At 72.9% G+C, this 14,603-nt stretch carries 15 protein-coding genes; 11 read left to right on the forward strand and 4 right to left on the reverse strand.

Translation table 11 applies throughout. The features are described from left to right. Positions 1–137 precede the first annotated feature (137 nt). From OHS33_RS37705 to OHS33_RS37715, 3 genes are all read left to right on the forward strand, one after another. Complete coding sequence (locus OHS33_RS37705) at positions 138–1,409, forward strand: PucR family transcriptional regulator (RefSeq protein WP_330335421.1); 1,272 nt, start codon at positions 138–140, stop codon at positions 1,407–1,409. Between the two features lie 149 nt (positions 1,410–1,558). Next, the gene (locus OHS33_RS37710) at positions 1,559–1,975 is read left to right on the forward strand and encodes a hypothetical protein (RefSeq protein ID WP_330335422.1); all 417 of its coding nucleotides are present in this window, start codon (positions 1,559–1,561) and stop codon (positions 1,973–1,975) included. 138 nt (positions 1,976–2,113) lie between these two features. Beyond that, a complete protein-coding gene (locus tag OHS33_RS37715; RefSeq protein WP_330335423.1) occupies positions 2,114–4,807 on the forward strand; it encodes an ATP-binding protein in 2,694 nt (897 codons plus the stop codon). Between the two features lie 25 nt (positions 4,808–4,832). Here the strand turns inward: OHS33_RS37715 and OHS33_RS37720 are convergent, their stop codons facing one another. Both OHS33_RS37720 and OHS33_RS37725 read right to left on the reverse strand, forming a co-directional pair. Further along, positions 4,833–5,651, reverse strand: a complete 819-nt coding sequence (locus OHS33_RS37720) for an SGNH/GDSL hydrolase family protein (RefSeq protein ID WP_330335424.1) — start codon at positions 5,649–5,651, stop codon at positions 4,833–4,835. Further along, positions 5,644–6,207: a PadR family transcriptional regulator gene (locus OHS33_RS37725; RefSeq protein ID WP_330335425.1), complete on the reverse strand. Its 564-nt coding sequence runs from the start codon at positions 6,205–6,207 to the stop codon at positions 5,644–5,646. Before OHS33_RS37725 ends, OHS33_RS37720 begins: the two co-directional genes overlap by 8 nt. Positions 6,208–6,313: 106 nt before the next feature. Here OHS33_RS37725 and OHS33_RS37730 point away from each other — a divergent pair, with 106 nt between their 5' ends. The 3 genes from OHS33_RS37730 (at position 6,314) to OHS33_RS37740 (ending at position 9,624) form a co-directional block, all read left to right on the forward strand. Then, positions 6,314–6,754, forward strand: a complete 441-nt coding sequence (locus OHS33_RS37730; RefSeq protein WP_330335426.1) for a nuclear transport factor 2 family protein — start codon at positions 6,314–6,316, stop codon at positions 6,752–6,754. Positions 6,755–6,904: 150 nt separating this feature from the next. Beyond that, positions 6,905–7,534, forward strand: a complete 630-nt coding sequence (locus tag OHS33_RS37735; RefSeq protein WP_330335427.1) for a hypothetical protein — start codon at positions 6,905–6,907, stop codon at positions 7,532–7,534. A 113-nt stretch (positions 7,535–7,647) separates the two neighbouring features. Further along, positions 7,648–9,624: a bifunctional metallophosphatase/5'-nucleotidase gene (locus tag OHS33_RS37740; RefSeq protein ID WP_330335428.1), complete on the forward strand. Its 1,977-nt coding sequence runs from the start codon at positions 7,648–7,650 to the stop codon at positions 9,622–9,624. 54 nt (positions 9,625–9,678) lie between these two features. Here the strand turns inward: OHS33_RS37740 and OHS33_RS37745 are convergent, their stop codons facing one another. Continuing rightward, on the reverse strand, positions 9,679–10,077 hold the full coding sequence (locus tag OHS33_RS37745) for a MarR family winged helix-turn-helix transcriptional regulator (protein ID WP_330335429.1): 399 nt from the start codon (positions 10,075–10,077) through the stop codon (positions 9,679–9,681). Here OHS33_RS37745 and OHS33_RS37750 point away from each other — a divergent pair. The 5 genes from OHS33_RS37750 to OHS33_RS37770 all read left to right on the forward strand — a co-directional run bounded on the left by OHS33_RS37750 (position 10,024) and on the right by OHS33_RS37770 (position 13,881). Beyond that, complete coding sequence (locus OHS33_RS37750; RefSeq protein ID WP_330335430.1) at positions 10,024–11,175, forward strand: MFS transporter; 1,152 nt, start codon at positions 10,024–10,026, stop codon at positions 11,173–11,175. The genes OHS33_RS37745 and OHS33_RS37750 overlap by 54 nt on opposite strands. 132 nt (positions 11,176–11,307) lie before the next feature. Beyond that, positions 11,308–11,787, forward strand: a complete 480-nt coding sequence (locus OHS33_RS37755) for a lamin tail domain-containing protein (RefSeq protein WP_330335431.1) — start codon at positions 11,308–11,310, stop codon at positions 11,785–11,787. Between the two features lie 187 nt (positions 11,788–11,974). Beyond that, positions 11,975–12,460: a phospholipase gene (locus OHS33_RS37760; RefSeq protein WP_443065503.1), complete on the forward strand. Its 486-nt coding sequence runs from the start codon at positions 11,975–11,977 to the stop codon at positions 12,458–12,460. Positions 12,461–12,553: 93 nt separating this feature from the next. Continuing rightward, positions 12,554–13,201 carry a hypothetical protein gene (locus tag OHS33_RS37765; RefSeq protein ID WP_330335432.1) on the forward strand — a complete coding sequence of 216 codons (648 nt, stop codon included), beginning with the start codon at positions 12,554–12,556 and terminating at the stop codon, positions 13,199–13,201. Positions 13,202–13,380: 179 nt separating this feature from the next. Next, positions 13,381–13,881: an anthrone oxygenase family protein gene (locus OHS33_RS37770; RefSeq protein WP_330335433.1), complete on the forward strand. Its 501-nt coding sequence runs from the start codon at positions 13,381–13,383 to the stop codon at positions 13,879–13,881. Positions 13,882–13,926: 45 nt separating this feature from the next. Here the strand turns inward: OHS33_RS37770 and OHS33_RS37775 are convergent, their stop codons facing one another. Further along, the gene (locus OHS33_RS37775; protein ID WP_330335434.1) at positions 13,927–14,520 is read right to left on the reverse strand and encodes an anthrone oxygenase family protein; all 594 of its coding nucleotides are present in this window, start codon (positions 14,518–14,520) and stop codon (positions 13,927–13,929) included. Positions 14,521–14,603 lie beyond the last annotated feature (83 nt).

The raw sequence follows: 14,603 nt of genomic DNA on the forward strand, positions 1-14,603 counted from the left end.
ACTCTCCTGAGGGGGTGAACCGTTCTGGTCGGACTGCACAGAATGCTCCGGCCGGGACCCCCTGTCCCCTGGCGGTACGCGCAGAAAGCTTCCACCCGCGTTTGTGCACGGTGACAAGGCACGGTGACAATGCGCGCATGGACGAGTCCGGATTCGCCGCCGCGCTGCTGCCCAGGGTCGGGGAGATCGCCGCGGCGACCGTCGCCCGCCTGACCGCCGAGATACCCGCCTACCGGCTGCTGCCCGACAGCGTGATCGACGGGGACCTCCTCGCCAACACCGAGGCGGTGCTGCGGCTCTTCCTCACCAGCCTCGCCGAGGGACGGCTCCCGGCCGCGCCCGAACTGGCCGCGCCCGTCGCGTGGGGGGCCGAACGGGCCCGGGACGGCGTGCCGCTGGAGGCGGTGCTGCGGGTGTACTCGCTGGGCGCGGGCGAGGCGTGGAAGCTGGCGCTGGCCGCGACGCAGAGCAGCGACTCCGCGGAGTCCGGGATCGATCCGTACCTGCTCGGCACCCGGCTGCTCGGCTTCCTCGGCGAGGTGATGCCGAAGGTCGCCGAGGCGTACGTACGCGAACAGGCCGATCTGGACTGGGAGCAGCGCGAGCACGGACGCAACCTGGCCGACGTCCTGCTCGCCGGGCGCCCGGCCCGGCGGGCGGCGGAGCGGTACGGGCGCACGCTCGCGGAGCGGTACGAGGTGGTCGTCTTCCGGCTGCCCGACGCGCAGGGCGGTGCGCAGGGCGGCGCGGCCACGGGGATCCTGCGCGCCGTACGGACCGAACTCGACCGGAATCCGGAGGTGCTGGCCACGCTCAAGGGCGAGGGCGGGGTGCTGCTCGTACCGGTGTCGGAGGAGGCCGGGGGCGATCCGGCACAGCGCGGCAAGCGGCCACCCCAGCCGCAGCCTCAACCGTGCCCTGCGCGTCGGCTGCTCGCGCGGCTCGACGCGGCGACCGAGCTGCGCTGCATCGCGGCGGCCGCCACCGCGCCGGGCCACGCGGCGGTCGCGCAGGCGCACACGGAGGCCTGTGAGGTGCTGGCGCTGGCCGAGTCCCTGGGGCGGGCCCCCGGGCTGTACCGGCTGGCCGACCTGGCGGTGGAGTACCAGCTCGTCCAGCCGGGCCCGGCCCGCGACGCCCTGGTCGCGACCCTGGCACCACTGGCGGACCAGCCCCATCTCCTGGACACCCTGCGGGAGTTCATCGCGTCGGGCTACCGCCGCGCGGAGGCCGCGCAGGCCCTCACCGTGCACCGCAACACCCTCACCTACCGCCTCGCCCGGATCCACCTCCTGACCGGCCACGACGCCACCGACCCGGCCGACGCCCGCAGACTGACCGCCGCCCTGACGGCCCACGACGCGGCCCGCGGCGCCGCACCGGGCACCGCACCCGCCCCGGGGGCGTAGGGCCCCCGTCGCGGTCCGAACGACAGGCGAACGTCAAGCTGCCGTCATGGAGGTGGCGCCCCCGGGCTCCAAGGATGTGGTGCATCGGAAGGGGCGAGAACAGGGGCCAGCCCGGCACCCGTCGCCCCGCACCGGCAGAAGGAAGTCTCATGTACATCGGGAAGAAGCTCGCCGCGACCACGGCGCTGATCGGCGCCCTGACCATGGGGGCAGTGGCCGCCGCCCCGGCGGGCGCCGCCCCGCAGACCGCCAACTCGCCGGCGAGGGTCATGGACGTGGGGATCCGGCTGAGCACCAATAACAACGTGGGTGTGTACGGGTGGTACTTCAACATCGACAACGCCCACAAAGTCGCCTATGACCTCTCCCCGCGGTCGCATGACGGGATCGACGTCGACTGCTACAGCGAGCTGGGGGCGAACCTGGGCTACGGGACCCTCTGGTACCACACCTACGCCGAGTACCACAACGACGCCGGGTGGTCGCAGCACGTCTACGGGTGGACCTACGCCCCCTACGTGGACAACGGCGCCGCCAAGGGCAGTCTTCGCAACTGCGGGTACTAGCCTCCGAAGCCCCTGAGCAGGGCCCGCCGCCCGCCCTCCCCCTGGCCAGAACTGCTGTTGATCCCGCACAGCCCACTGACCGAGAATGGTCCGACTGCCGTGTGCCTGTTCGGCGGCAGACCATTTCCGGGGGGAAAAGTGGGCGCTGGCACCTTTGGGGAGCTTCTGCGCGACTGCCGGCTCTCGGCCGGCTGGACGCAGGACGAACTGGCCGACCGTTCGGGAGTCTCGGCCCACTCGATCAGCGTGCTGGAGGCCGGGCGCCGACAACCGCGGCTCTCCTCCGTGAGCTGTCTCTCCGAGGCCCTCTCGCTCGATCCGCGCCGCCGCGAACAGTTACTCGCGGCGGCGCGCACCGTTTCCGCCCCGGCCCACGCGGCCGTCGCCCCCGAAGCGGGGCGGCAACGCCCCGACGCGCCCAGCCAACTCCCGTACGACACCGGGCTGTTCACCGGCCGCGCCCGGGAGCTCGACCAGCTGCTGGCGCTGGCCGGGTCGGCGCCCGCGGGCAGTTCCTCCGGCGTGGTGGCGATCTCGGCGATCGACGGCACGGGCGGTGTGGGCACGTCCGCGCTGGCCATCCGCGCCGGGCACCGGGCGCGGGCCCGGTTCCCCGACGGGCAGCTCTTCCTGGACCTGGGCGGCCACACGGCCGGGATCCCCCCGGTCGCCCCCGCCGATGCCCTGGACTGGCTGCTGCGTTCGCTGGGCGTACCGCCGCAGCAGATACCAGAGGAACTGAGCACCCGCGCCGCCCTGTACCGGGAGCGGCTCGCCGGCACCCGTACCCTGATCGTCCTCGACAACGCCGCGAGCGGCGCGCAGGTACGCCCGCTCCTGCCGGGCGCGCCCGGCTGCCTGGTCCTGATCACCAGCCGCAGGCGGCTGACCGGCCTCGACGATGCGCACAGCCTGGCCATCGACGTACTCCCGGAGGCGGACGCGGTGGCGCTGCTGCGCGAAGCCGCGGGCCCCGGCCGCGTCCCCGCCGGCCATCCGGCGGCCGGCGAGCTGGTCCGGCTCTGCGGCCACCTGCCGCTGGCGATCCGCATCGCCGCCGCGCTGCTGCGCCACCACCGCGGCCCGGGCCCGGAGGACCTGGTGGACCTGGTGGACCGGCTCCGCGACGAGCACCGGCGCCCGGCCCATCTGACGGACGAGAACCGCGGCCTGACCGCCGTCTTCGCCACCTCCTTCGCCGCCCTCGCCCCCGAGGAACAGGACCTGCTGCGGCTGCTGGGCCTCTTCCCCGGCCACGACGTCGACACCTACGCCGTCGCCGCCCTGGCCGGCACCGACCACCCCACGGCGGAGCGGCTGCTGGAATCCCTGCTCCACCACGACCTGCTGGTCCAGCGCACCCCGGGGCGCTACCTCTTCCACGACCTCGTCGGTCTCCACGCCCGGTCGCCGGCCGAAAATCCGACTGCGGACCCGGCCCGGGGGACGGAGGGCGACGCCCCGCTGCGCAGGCTCGCCGGGTACTACAAGCACGCCGCCGCGCGGGCCAACGAGCACCTGGCACGCCGTACGCGCCCCGGTCGCCGCCCGGAGCCGGAGCAGGCGGCCCAGGCCGCTCTCCCCGTCCTCCCCGCGCTGAACGACCGTACCCAGGCCCTGGCCTGGATGCGCGGCGAGCAGCGGAACCTGCTCTCGCTCCTCGGCCACCCCGCCCTGGCGGCCCTCCCCTCCTTCACCGTGTCGGTCTCCACCGACCTGGCGGCCTTTCTCCTGCTGGAGGGGCGCTGGGACCAGGCCGCCGCGCTGCACCGGTCCGCGGCGACCGCGGCGGCAGCCGCCGGTGACCGGAAGGCGGACACGCTGTGCGACCTGGCCCGGGCCCGGCACGCGGACGGCGACCACCAGGCCGCCGCGGAGCTGTACGAGCGGGCCCTGGCGATCCACCAGGAACTGGGCGACCAGCACGGCGAGGCCAACGACCTGCACGAACTCGGCCGCATCCGGCTGCTCACCGGGGACGTCAAGGAGGCCGCCTGGCTGCACGAACGGGCCCTGGCTGCCTTCCGGGCCCTCGGCGACCGGCTCGGCGAGGCCCGCGTGCTGTGCGATCTGGGCCGGGCCCGGCACTCCTCGGGCGACTCCCCCGGCGCGGTCGAGCTGACCTCGCAGGTGCTCGCCCTCTACCGGACCATGGGAGACCGCCGCGGCGAGGCCGCCGCCCTGCACGACCTGGCCCACATCCTGGACGACATGGGCGACCGGAACAGCGCCGGGGAGTTCTACCAGGAGGCGCTGACGATCCACGAGGCCCTCAACAGCGTGCAGGGCATGGCCGACACCCTGCGCGGGCTGGGCCGGATCCGGCACGCCGCCGGTGACCACCGCGGCGCGGCCGCACTGCACCAGCGCTCCCTGGACGCCTGCCGGAAGGCGGGCAGCCGCCAGGGTGAGGCCGACTCCCTGCTCGGCCTGGGCCGGGCCCACGACGCACTGGGGGACAGCCGCGACGCCATCGCGCTCCACCAGCAGGCACTGGCGCTCTACCAGGAGACCGGCAGCCGTCTCGGCGAGACCGACTCCCTGCTCGGCCTCGGAGCCCTGACCGAGCGGACGGCGGACCCGCGCGCGGCGCTGACGCTCCACCGGCAGGCCCTGGCACTCGCCCGCGACACCCGCAGCCCGCACCACGAGGCGCGCGCCCTGGAAGGCACCGCCCGCTGCGCCCTCGCCCTCGGCGACCGCGCCGCCGCCCTGGCAGACCTGGAGGACGCCGTCGCCCTCTACCGCCGACTGGGCTCCCCCGCCGCCGCGCACGCCGCCGCCCGCCTCGCCGCCCTGCGACAGACCGGTGCCGAGCCCGACGCGTCGTAGCCGGAGGTGGCCTCGTAGCCGGGCTTCACCTCGCCGTCTGCGGATACGGGGACACCGGGAGGAGGGTGGGGCGTTTCGCGGTGCGGTCGGTGCCGGAGGAGCGGCCGCGGAGGCGGCGGGTGAGCCAGGGGGTCAGGAAGGCGGTGGCCCAGCGGAGTTCGGAGGTGAGGGTGCGGGGGCCGGGGGGCGGGCCGGGCAGGGGGCGGGTCCAGGAGTCGTCGGTGCCCGGCAGGCCGAGGGCGTGGGCGACGGCGGCGGCGATCAGGGCGTGGCCGCGCGGGCTCGCGTGCAGGCGGTCGGGGCTCCACAAGCGGGGGTCGGTCACCACGGGGTGCCGGGCGGTGTCGGCGACGGCCACGCCGCGGCGGTCGGCGGCCAGCCGGATCCGGGCGTTGAGGGCAGTGACGCGGGGGCCGAGCGGGCGGGCGAGCGGGACGAGCCGGCCGATGTCGGGGAAGGTGACGGTCGCGACCCGGGCGCCCGCCCCGGTGAGCGCCGCGAACATCGCCTCCAGGTGAGCGGCGGTCTCGTCCGGGTCGAAGCGGGGCCGCAGCAGGTCGTTGACCCCGGCGACGACGGTGGCCAGGTCGGGGCGCAGGGCGAGGGCGGGAGCGAGCTGCTCCGCCCTGACCTGGCCCGCGAGGCGCCCGCGTATCGCCAGGTTGGCGTACAGGACGCCGGGGCCGGGGTGGTGGAGGGCGAGGTGCTCGGCGAAGCGGTCGGCGCAGCCGCGCAGTCCGGTGGTGTCGTCGCCGTCGCCGAGTCCTTCGGTCTGGCTGTCGCCGAGGGCCACGAAGCGCAGTGGGGACGGGAACCGGTCCTCGGTCATGGTCGTTTCAGCCATGCTCGGGCTGCCGATCGCGCAGGACGGTGATGGTGCGCTCGTACCAGTCCCGGTTGGCGCGCTCGAAGTCGAGGCCGCGCAGGCAGGTCAGGTACGGGCCGATGCGGTCGCCGTGGCGCAGGAACTCCTCTTCGGTGCGCCCGGCCCGCATCTTCCACAGCATCGCCTCGAAGAGTTCGATCTTGGCGGCGGCGAAGATGGCCCGTTCGGTGAGCTGGGTGATCAGGGCGTCGGTGTCGACGTGGTCGGCGGCCTGGACCTTGACGACGAGGTCGTCGCGCATGAAGGACGGCTTGGTGGCGGCGGCCGTGAAGCGGTCCAGTTCGGCCAGGCCGGCCGGGGTGACCTGGAACAGTCGCTTGTTGGGGCGGGTGTCCTGGACGACCTCGCGGCCCGCGATCAGGCCTTCCTGTTCCAGCTTGGCGAGTTCGACGTAGAGCTGCTGCGGGAGGGCGTGCCAGAAGTTCGCCACCCCCATGTCGAACGCCTTGGCCAGTTGGTAGCCGCTCAGTTCCTCGTCGAGCAGCGCCGCCAGTACGGCGTGGCGCAGTGCCATCGGGCTGCCGCCTCCTTCCCTGTAAGCCTCTGGTCACGGGGCATGACCTTGCACCATCATAGTCAAGAAATTGAGTAATCAGATGAGTGACTATGAAGGAGACGCTATGACCACCGGGACCACCGTGGACCGCTTCCGTGCCGCCGTCGACCGCCGGGACCTCGCCGCGCTGGAGGACCTGTTCACCGAGGACGTCCGGCTCTACAGCCCCGTGAAGTTCACGCCGTTCGAGGGCCGTCCGATGGTGATGGGCCTCTTCGGGGTGCTGCTGCGGACCTTCGAGGACTTCCGTTACGTCGGCCGGCTCGACGGGTCCGGACTGACCGGGGCCGACGGGGCCGAGGCCCCGGCGGCGGTGCTGGTCTTCCGGGCCACCGTCGACGGCAAGGAGATCCACGGGATCGATCTGCTGCACCTGGACGCGCAGGAACGGATCAAGGAGTTCACCGTGATGGTCCGGCCGCAGTCGGCGGTGCAGACGCTGGGCCGGGCGGTCCTCGCCGGCCTGGTCGCGGACGGCCTCGCCCCGGCGCCGGTCGCGGACTGACGCACCCGCACCACCACACCCACCCACCCACATTCCACTATTGACATGTCATGACTAGACGTTCTACTTTTGACATGTCAGGCCAGGAAGGTTTCACGAAGGCAGGCCCGGCACCCACCGCACACCCCTCCAGCGAGAAGAGACCCGGCCGTGAAGTCGAACCCGCTCCTCAGCTTCGTCCCGTGGATCGCCTTCTCCGAGGCGGCCGGCAACGGTCTCGCACCCCAGTGGTCGGCGGCCCTCGCCGCGCTCGTCTCCCTGGCCATCGCGAGCCCGGCGCTGGTGCGCGGCAAGGTGATGCTGCTCGACGCGATGGGTGTGGTGACCTTCGCGGGGCTCTCGGTGGCGGCATGGCTCGGCGGGCACGGCGCGGAGGGGTTCGTCACCGACTACGGCCGGACGGTCGCGACCGCCGTGCTGGCGGTGCTGATCTTCCTGACCCTTCCGTTCATGCCCTTCACCGAGCAGTACGCCCGCCAGGAGGTCCCCGCGGCGGCCTGGACGTCCCCCGTCTTCAAGAAGACGAACCGGCTGTTCTCCGCCGCGTGGGGCGGTGTGTTCGCGCTGATGACCGTGGCCCACCTGATCGCTCTCGCCGCGCCCTCGAACGGCGACCTGAACTGGATCTGCAACTGGGGCGTGCCGATCGGCTCCGTCGTCCTGATGTTCAAGTTCATGAAGCGCTACCGCGCCGAGCACACCCCGGCCCAGGGCGCCGGGACCGCCGGGACCGCCGGACTCACCGCCAAGCAGGACCAGTACGCCCAGTACGCGAAGTAAGCCCAGTACCCCCAGCTGACCCGGTAGGCCCGTGACGGGCGCCTCCGCCGCACGTTGTGTGGGGGGACGGGGTGCGGCCGTAAGGGGAGGACGGGGCGATGGCGGGGGCGGGCATGGGCAGGCGCATGGGCAGGCGGCGGTTTCTGACGGCCGCGGGGACAGTCGGGGTCAAGGCGCTCACCGGGACCGCGGTCGCGGGCAGCGCGGCGGGGCTCGACCGGGTCAGCGCGGCCGGGTACGTCGACGTACAGCTGCTGAACATCACCGATCTGCACGGGTACCTGAGCGCGCCCCCGGCCCGGGACGCGGTGATCGCGGGGGCGGACGGGGCGACGTACACCGTCGGCGGGGTCGCCTACATGGCCACGCATCTGCAGCGGCTGCGGGCCGGGTGGGCGAACTCCTTCTTCTTCGCTCCGGGCGATCTGTTCTCGGGGTGGGAGTTCCCCGCCTTCAGCCTGTCGGACGAGCCGACGATCGAGGCGCTGAACCGGCTGGGGCTGAACTTCGCGACCGCCGGGAACCACGAGTTCGACCGGACGCCCGGCTTCCTGGTGGAGCACATGCAGCGCGGCGCGGGCGCCGGGGTCGAGGGGGCGGGGATCACCCACTCCTTCCCGGACTCGGCGGGACGGCCCTTCCACGGCGCGGACTTCCGTTACTACAGCGCGAACGTGACGGCCACGGGCCAGGACGGTACGGGCGGTACGGGCGGTACGGAGGCGCCCGTACTGCCCCCGTACCACGTCGAGTGGGTGAGCGCGCCGGGCGGGCGGCGGCTGCCGATCGGGTTCATCCACCTGACCGCGCTGGGCACGGAAGGGTTCCCGAACTCCTTCCAGCCCGGCCTGCGGACGGCGGACGAGGTGGCCACCGCCGACCGGTGCGCGGCGCTGCTGAAGGCGCAGGGCGTCAACGCCATCGTGCTGAGCATGCACGACGGGGCGGTGGCCGGGGACGCCTTCGACTCGGGGACCGCGCCGAGCGGTCCGGCGTACGAGCTGGCGCTGCGGGTGTCGGCGGACATCGACGCGATCGTGACCGGGCACTGGCACCGGGCCTTCACCATGATGCTGCCGGACCCGGCCGGACGGCCGCGGCCGTTTGTGGAGGCGGGCTGTCACGGGCAGATCGTCAACGAGATCACGCTGCGGCTCGATCCGGACACGGGCGCGGTGGTCCGCGAGCTGACCACCTCGACCAATCACCCCAACACCCGTGACGTGCCCGCCGATCCGGGGCTGCGGGAGGTGGTGGACCACTGGGAGGGGTACGCGCGCCAGCGGGCCGGCCTGACCATCGGGCGCCAGCGGGCCCCCTTCCAGCGGCGGCTCTCGGCGGCCGGGGAGAGCACGATGGGGAACCTGGTGGCCGACTGGGCGCTGTGGGCGGCCGGGCAGGCGCCGGACCCCTTCGACACCAGCCCCAGGCCCGTGCCCGCCCCTGCTCCCGCCGACCTGGCGCTGATCGCGCTCGCGCCGCGGCTGGGCCGCAGCGTGATCAACACGGACCTGGTGGCGGCGCCCGGAGAGGACATCGTCACCTTCGAACGGGCCTGGCGGGCGGTGGGGTACGGGAACCCCCTCGTCACGGCCTCGGTCAGCGGGGCGCAGCTGCACGACGCGCTGGAGCAGCAGTGGGCGCCGGACGCGCGGGGCGCCCTGACCTACGCGCCGCTCGCGGTGTCGGCGAACGTCCGCTACTCCTTCGACCCGGACCGCCCCGCCGGGGACCGGGTCGCGCCCGCGGACGTCCTGATCGGCGGCGCGGCGCTGCGGCCGGAGGCGGTGTACCGGGTGGTGACCACGTCGTACACGCTGACCGGGCAGGACGGCTACCCGGCGCTGGGCGGATTCCGCGAACCGGTGCGGCACCGGCGGGACATGGAGAGCTTCACCGCGTACGTCGCCTCGCTCGGCACCCTGGAAGCCGCACCGACGGGCCGGGTGACCGCGAAGGGCGGGGCCTCGGTCCTGCCGGGCCGGGCGGGCCGGCTGATGCCGCTCGACGCACCGGTGACGGAGCTGCCGACGCCCGTCGCGGCGGCGGAGGAAGCCGCCCGCGACACGGGCCGACGGCCGGTCTGCTGAGGGCCGGTCTACTGAGGGCGGGTCTGCCGAGGGCCGGTCCGCTGAGGGCGGAGGTCAGTTCCGGGACAGGTGGCGGGCGAGCACGTCGAGGGCGTCGGCGACCTCCCTGAGCTGCTCGGGGGCAGGGTTCCCGAGAGCCGCGGCGAGGGCGTCCTCGATGGTGGTGGACCGGACCTCGGCCACCCGGCCAGACACCTCGGGGGCCTGACGGACCAGCAGGCGGCGCCGGTCATCGGGGTCGGGGGCGGTGATGACGGCGCCCGCTTCCTTGAGCCGGGCGACGGCGGTGGAGACCTGACTCTGCGGCAGCCCGGTGCGGGCGGCGATCTCCCCCACGGCGCTGTCGGGGTGCGCGGACACGTCGCTGGCCACGATGAGGACGGACCGGACGCTGCCGCCGTGGCGCAGCTCTCCCCCCTCGGGCTGGGGCATGGCCCCTTCGCCGATCTTCATGAGGGTGCGGCCCAGATCGCGATCCCGGACATGATGAGCGGCCTCGGCGCCACGCTCGACCAGACGCTCTGGGTGGTCAGCGGCTACGCCCTGACCCTCTCGGCCCTGATCATCACGGCGAGCCGGCTCGGCGACCTGCACGGTCCACGGACCCTGTTCGCCGCGGGACTCACGGTGTTCACCCTGGCCGGCATCGGCTGGCGCTGGATCTTCCTCGTGAACGTGCCGATCGGCATCGCGGCGCTCGCCCTGACGTTCCTGGTGGTCCCGGACATCCGGACCTCCCGCGCCCACCGCTTCGACCTGACCGGTGTCCTGCTCTCCGGCGCCGCCCTGTTCTGCCTGGCCTTCGGTCTCCAGGAGGGGCAGAACCACCACTGGGGGGCCGGGATATGGGTGCTGCTGGCCGCCGGGGCGACCCTGGCCGCCGGGTTCCTGTTCCACCAGAGCCGCCGTCAGGACCGCGAGCCGCTGATCCCCTTCGCCCTCTTCCGGGACCGCAACTTCACCGCGATGACGGCGCTGGTCGGCCTGATCTCGGTCGCCATGCTGGGGCTGGTGCTGCCGTTCAACCTCTACCTCCAGTCCGTACTGGGGCTCAGCGCCATCAAGGCGGGCCTGGTCCTCGCCCCCTCCTCGCTGGTGTCGATGACGGTGGGGCCCTTCGCAGGGCGGCTTGCCGACCGGATCGGCGGCAAGTACGTCCTGCTCGCCGGGGTCGCCTGCTACGGCGCGGGCATCGTCGCCATCGCCCCGATGTCCACGGAGGCCATGCGCCACGTGCCACCGCACCTGGCCGGCGCCGCCTCCGGGGTCAACAACACGGTCCGGCAGATCGGTTCGGTGGTGGGCGCGGCCGCGGTCGGCGCGCTGCTCCAGGGCCGCCTCGCCGCGGAGCTGGCCACCGGCAAGACCTACGCGGTCGCCTTCACCGCCACCCTGCACACCACCGCGATCCTGCCGATCGCCGTCCTGATCGCCGGAGCGGCCGTCTGCCTCATGCTCCGCGACCGGGTCACGGCCCCGGCCGCACCGGCCGCCGAGGCCGCCCCCGTTGGGGGTGCTCGGACCGGCCAACCCGCCGCACTCTCACGGTAATCCTAAGATATGGCCTGTTTGTCTTGATTGAGTAATCTTGGGCGTTTTGCTAGAAATTGCTCGGTCTGCGGGCCAGAGTGTGGATTCCCGGCAGCAAGCCGGGAACCCGCACGTTCTTGAGGTGACATCTCCATGTCTGCTTCGCGCACCACTCGTCGCGTCTTCGCCACCGTCGTGGCCTCCGTCGCCGTCCTCGGCACCGCCGCCCTCCCGGCCGCGGCCTCCACCGGTGGCCACGACCACGGTCACGGTACGGGCAAGCACTCCACCGTCATGATCGGCCAGGTGCAGCACGAAAGCCCCGGCCGCGACGACCGCACCAACCGCAGCCTCAACGGCGAGTGGGTCGAGGTGAAGAACACCGGCAAGAAGCCGGTCAACCTGCGCGGTTACACGCTCACCGACAAGCAGGGCAACACCTACCGCTTCCACGGCATGACCCTCGCCGGTCACTCCAGCGTCAAGGTGCACACCGGCAGGGGCAAGAACACCGCCCACGACGTGTACCAGAACCGGACCCACCACGTCTGGGACAAGCGCGACTCGGCCACCCTGCGCAACGACCACAACCGCATTCTCGACAGCAAGTCCTGGGGCAAGAAGGGCCGTTAGTCCCGCCAGTCCAGCCGCAGTCCACCACGCGCCGGGCCCCCGCCCCTTCAGGGACGGGGGCCCGGCGCGTGGTGCTGCATCCGCCGGGCGTCAAGCCGCGCGATGCCCTCCCTTTATCTCGGCCGTACATCCTGAGGACGCCGCGCCGCCGATCCCCGGGCGCGCCCCCTTCCTCCGGAGGTTCCTGATGCCCCGTCGCCTCACCGCCATGCTCGTCCCGGCCGTCACCGCCGTCACCGCGCTCGTCGCCCTCGCGGGGCCCGCGTCCGCGGCCCCGGCCGACAAGCCGCAGGTGCTGAGCAGTTGGACGCAGACCAGCGCGGCGAGCTACAACGCGTGGCTGTCGGCCCGCGGGAACCAGGGCGCCTGGGCGGCGTACGGCTTCGACTGGTCGACCGACTACTGCTCCTCCTCCCCCGACAACCCGTTCGGATTCCCCTTCGCGACGTCCTGCGCGCACCACGACTTCGGCTACCGCAACTACAAGGCGGCCGGCACCTTCGCCGCGAACAAGTCCCGGCTCGACGACATGCTGTACGCCGACCTCAAGCGGGTCTGCTCCGCCTACTCGGGCGTGAAGAAGGCCTCCTGCGACTCCACCGCCTGGACCTACTACCAGGCGGTCAAGGCCTTCGGGAACTCCCCGGCGGTCGACGGCGGCGCCGCGGCCTGACAGCCCACCGCCTGACGCCCCGGAACCGGCGGACCGGTCGGCACGTCCCTACCGTGCCGACCACCGCCGTGCTCCGAAGGGGGACCGAGGACGATGCGCCGTACCGTCGCCACCACCACGATCACCGCGACCGCCGCCGTGCTGCTCGCCGGATGCGGGACCGCGCCCGGCCGCGGGGGCGGGCCCGCCGCCATCGCGCCGGTCGCCAGCGCGAACGCGCCCTGTCCCGTATCCCGCAACGAGCCCGGCGCCGGGCAGGCCCCGCCGACCACGATCGACGGCACGCCCGCCAACACCCCCGAAGGGACGCGCCTTTCGCAGGCCATCGGGGAACAGGGCCGCGGCGCCTTCGCCGACGTCTACTCCACCCAGGTCACCGACTCACCGCCGGGCCGGGTGGCGCTCTGCGTCACCGACCTGGCCCGGGGCCGTCTCCTGGTCCTGGCCGCCCACCGGGCGGACCCGGGCGCCGATCCGGCCCGCGCCGACCTCTACCTCGCCCGCTTCACGCACAAGGACCTGGTGGCCGCGGCGGGGCGGATCGTCCGACTGCGCGACGCGCTGCCGGTCTACGCCGCCTACCCGAGCGGCGACGCGAACGGCGTCTACGTGCTCACGAGTGCCGAGGGCGTCGCCTCCGCGGAGTTCAAGTCCCGGCTGGAGCGCGCCGCGGGCGAAGGCATCTCCGTCACCCTGACCGAGGGCGCCCCCACGAGTGCGACGACGCCGTCCCCGCGGTAGCACGGGACGAAACGCTTGAGGAACCGCTTGAGGAACCGCTTGAGAAGCGCTTGAGGAGCGGTCGAGGCGGGGACGGTGGCCGCTGGAGCCGACCGCTCCCCCGGGGGCCCGCACCCGTATGATCGCCCTGACTTGACGATCTGATGACCTGTCGATGACCACGAGCAGGGGGAAATCACGTGGAGACCGCCCGTCTGGCCTCGCTCATCGCCGCCACCGTCACCATGGGACTGGTCAGCGGGCTGTTCTACGCCTTCGCCGTCGCGGTGATGCCGGGGCTCAAGCGCTCCGACGACCGCACGCTCATCACGGTCATGCAGCGGATCAACGTGGCCATCCTCAACGGATGGTTCGTCCTCGGCTACATCGGCGCCTTCCTCTTCACCGCGCTGGCCCTGGGCCTGCACCTGACCTCCGACGGGCACGACCTGCTGGTCCCGCTGGGCGGGGCGCTGACCTGCTACATCCTGTCGATGGGCGTGACGAACCGAGTGAACATCCCGCTGAACAACGCGCTGGAGAAGGCGGGCCCGGTCGAGCGGATCGCGGACCCGGGCGCCGTGCGCCGTGCCTTCGAGGGGCCCTGGGTGCGCGCCAACGTATGGCGGACGCTGCTGTGCACGGCGGCGCTGGGGTTCCTGGCGTGGGCGCTGGTGCTGCACGGAACCGCCACCGCCTGAGGCAGAAGCTGCCGGCGATGGCGGTGGCGGTTCGGCGTACGGCGGTCAGCGGGTGGCGCGGCCGTACAGGAGCAGGGCACGGGAGAGAGCCGTGAGGGCGACCGTGCACAGCAGGGTGCGCACGATGTTGGTGGAGACCCAGGTGGTCTTGAACTTTTCGACGATCGAGAAGTCGGTCATCTTCAGGGCGTCGCCGGCGTCGGCCAGCTCGTTGTTCAGCGGGATGTTGACGCTGAAGGTGATCAGCAGGACGACGAAGTAGGCGACGGCCGCGGCGGCGACCCAGATCGCCACGTTGCGGCGGCCCTTGCGGAACTCGACGATCGCCGAGACGACCGCCGCCACCAGCGCGAGCATGAAGGCCATGCCGAAGACGGGGCTGCCGTCGATGACCGAGTTGAAGTTCTGCATCGCCGTGACGTAGGTCCGGTCGTCCGCCTTGGCCAGGCCCGGCATCACCGAGACGTCGAAGGCGAAGAACAGACCCGCCATCAGTCCGACGAGGACGGTCGAGACGAGGAGCAGGACGGTGGGGAACTTGCCGCGCTCGGCAGCCGCCACAGGTGCGGGCTGGCCCGCGTACGGCTGCTGCTGCGGCTGCTGGTACTGGTTCGGGCTACCGGCCGGATTGTGGGTCATGGGTGCGTCCTTTGGTGGTGGTCGGAGGTGCTGCCTGCCCTCGGCTCGGACATCCGATCGTGGCATCCCCCGGGACCCCCGGC

Origin of the sequence: Streptomyces sp. NBC_00536 (assembly GCF_036346295.1) — a bacterium.
Taxonomy (GTDB): domain Bacteria; phylum Actinomycetota; class Actinomycetes; order Streptomycetales; family Streptomycetaceae; genus Streptomyces.

What these genes read in the sequence shown, in the direction of transcription:
- OHS33_RS37705 (WP_330335421.1), top strand. Translation starts at nt 138, where the DNA reads ATGGACGAGTCCGGATTCGCCGCCGCGCTGCTGCCCAGGGTCGGGGAG.
- OHS33_RS37710 (WP_330335422.1), top strand. Translation starts at nt 1,559, where the DNA reads ATGTACATCGGGAAGAAGCTCGCCGCGACCACGGCGCTGATCGGCGCC.
- OHS33_RS37720 (WP_330335424.1), bottom strand. Translation starts at nt 5,651, where the DNA reads ATGGCTGAAACGACCATGACCGAGGACCGGTTCCCGTCCCCACTGCGC.
- OHS33_RS37725 (WP_330335425.1), bottom strand. Translation starts at nt 6,207, where the DNA reads ATGGCACTGCGCCACGCCGTACTGGCGGCGCTGCTCGACGAGGAACTG.
- OHS33_RS37730 (WP_330335426.1), top strand. Translation starts at nt 6,314, where the DNA reads ATGACCACCGGGACCACCGTGGACCGCTTCCGTGCCGCCGTCGACCGC.
- OHS33_RS37740 (WP_330335428.1), top strand. Translation starts at nt 7,648, where the DNA reads ATGGGCAGGCGCATGGGCAGGCGGCGGTTTCTGACGGCCGCGGGGACA.
- OHS33_RS37745 (WP_330335429.1), bottom strand. Translation starts at nt 10,077, where the DNA reads ATGAAGATCGGCGAAGGGGCCATGCCCCAGCCCGAGGGGGGAGAGCTG.
- OHS33_RS37755 (WP_330335431.1), top strand. Translation starts at nt 11,308, where the DNA reads ATGTCTGCTTCGCGCACCACTCGTCGCGTCTTCGCCACCGTCGTGGCC.
- OHS33_RS37760 (WP_443065503.1), top strand. Translation starts at nt 11,975, where the DNA reads ATGCCCCGTCGCCTCACCGCCATGCTCGTCCCGGCCGTCACCGCCGTC.
- OHS33_RS37765 (WP_330335432.1), top strand. Translation starts at nt 12,554, where the DNA reads ATGCGCCGTACCGTCGCCACCACCACGATCACCGCGACCGCCGCCGTG.
- OHS33_RS37775 (WP_330335434.1), bottom strand. Translation starts at nt 14,520, where the DNA reads ATGACCCACAATCCGGCCGGTAGCCCGAACCAGTACCAGCAGCCGCAG.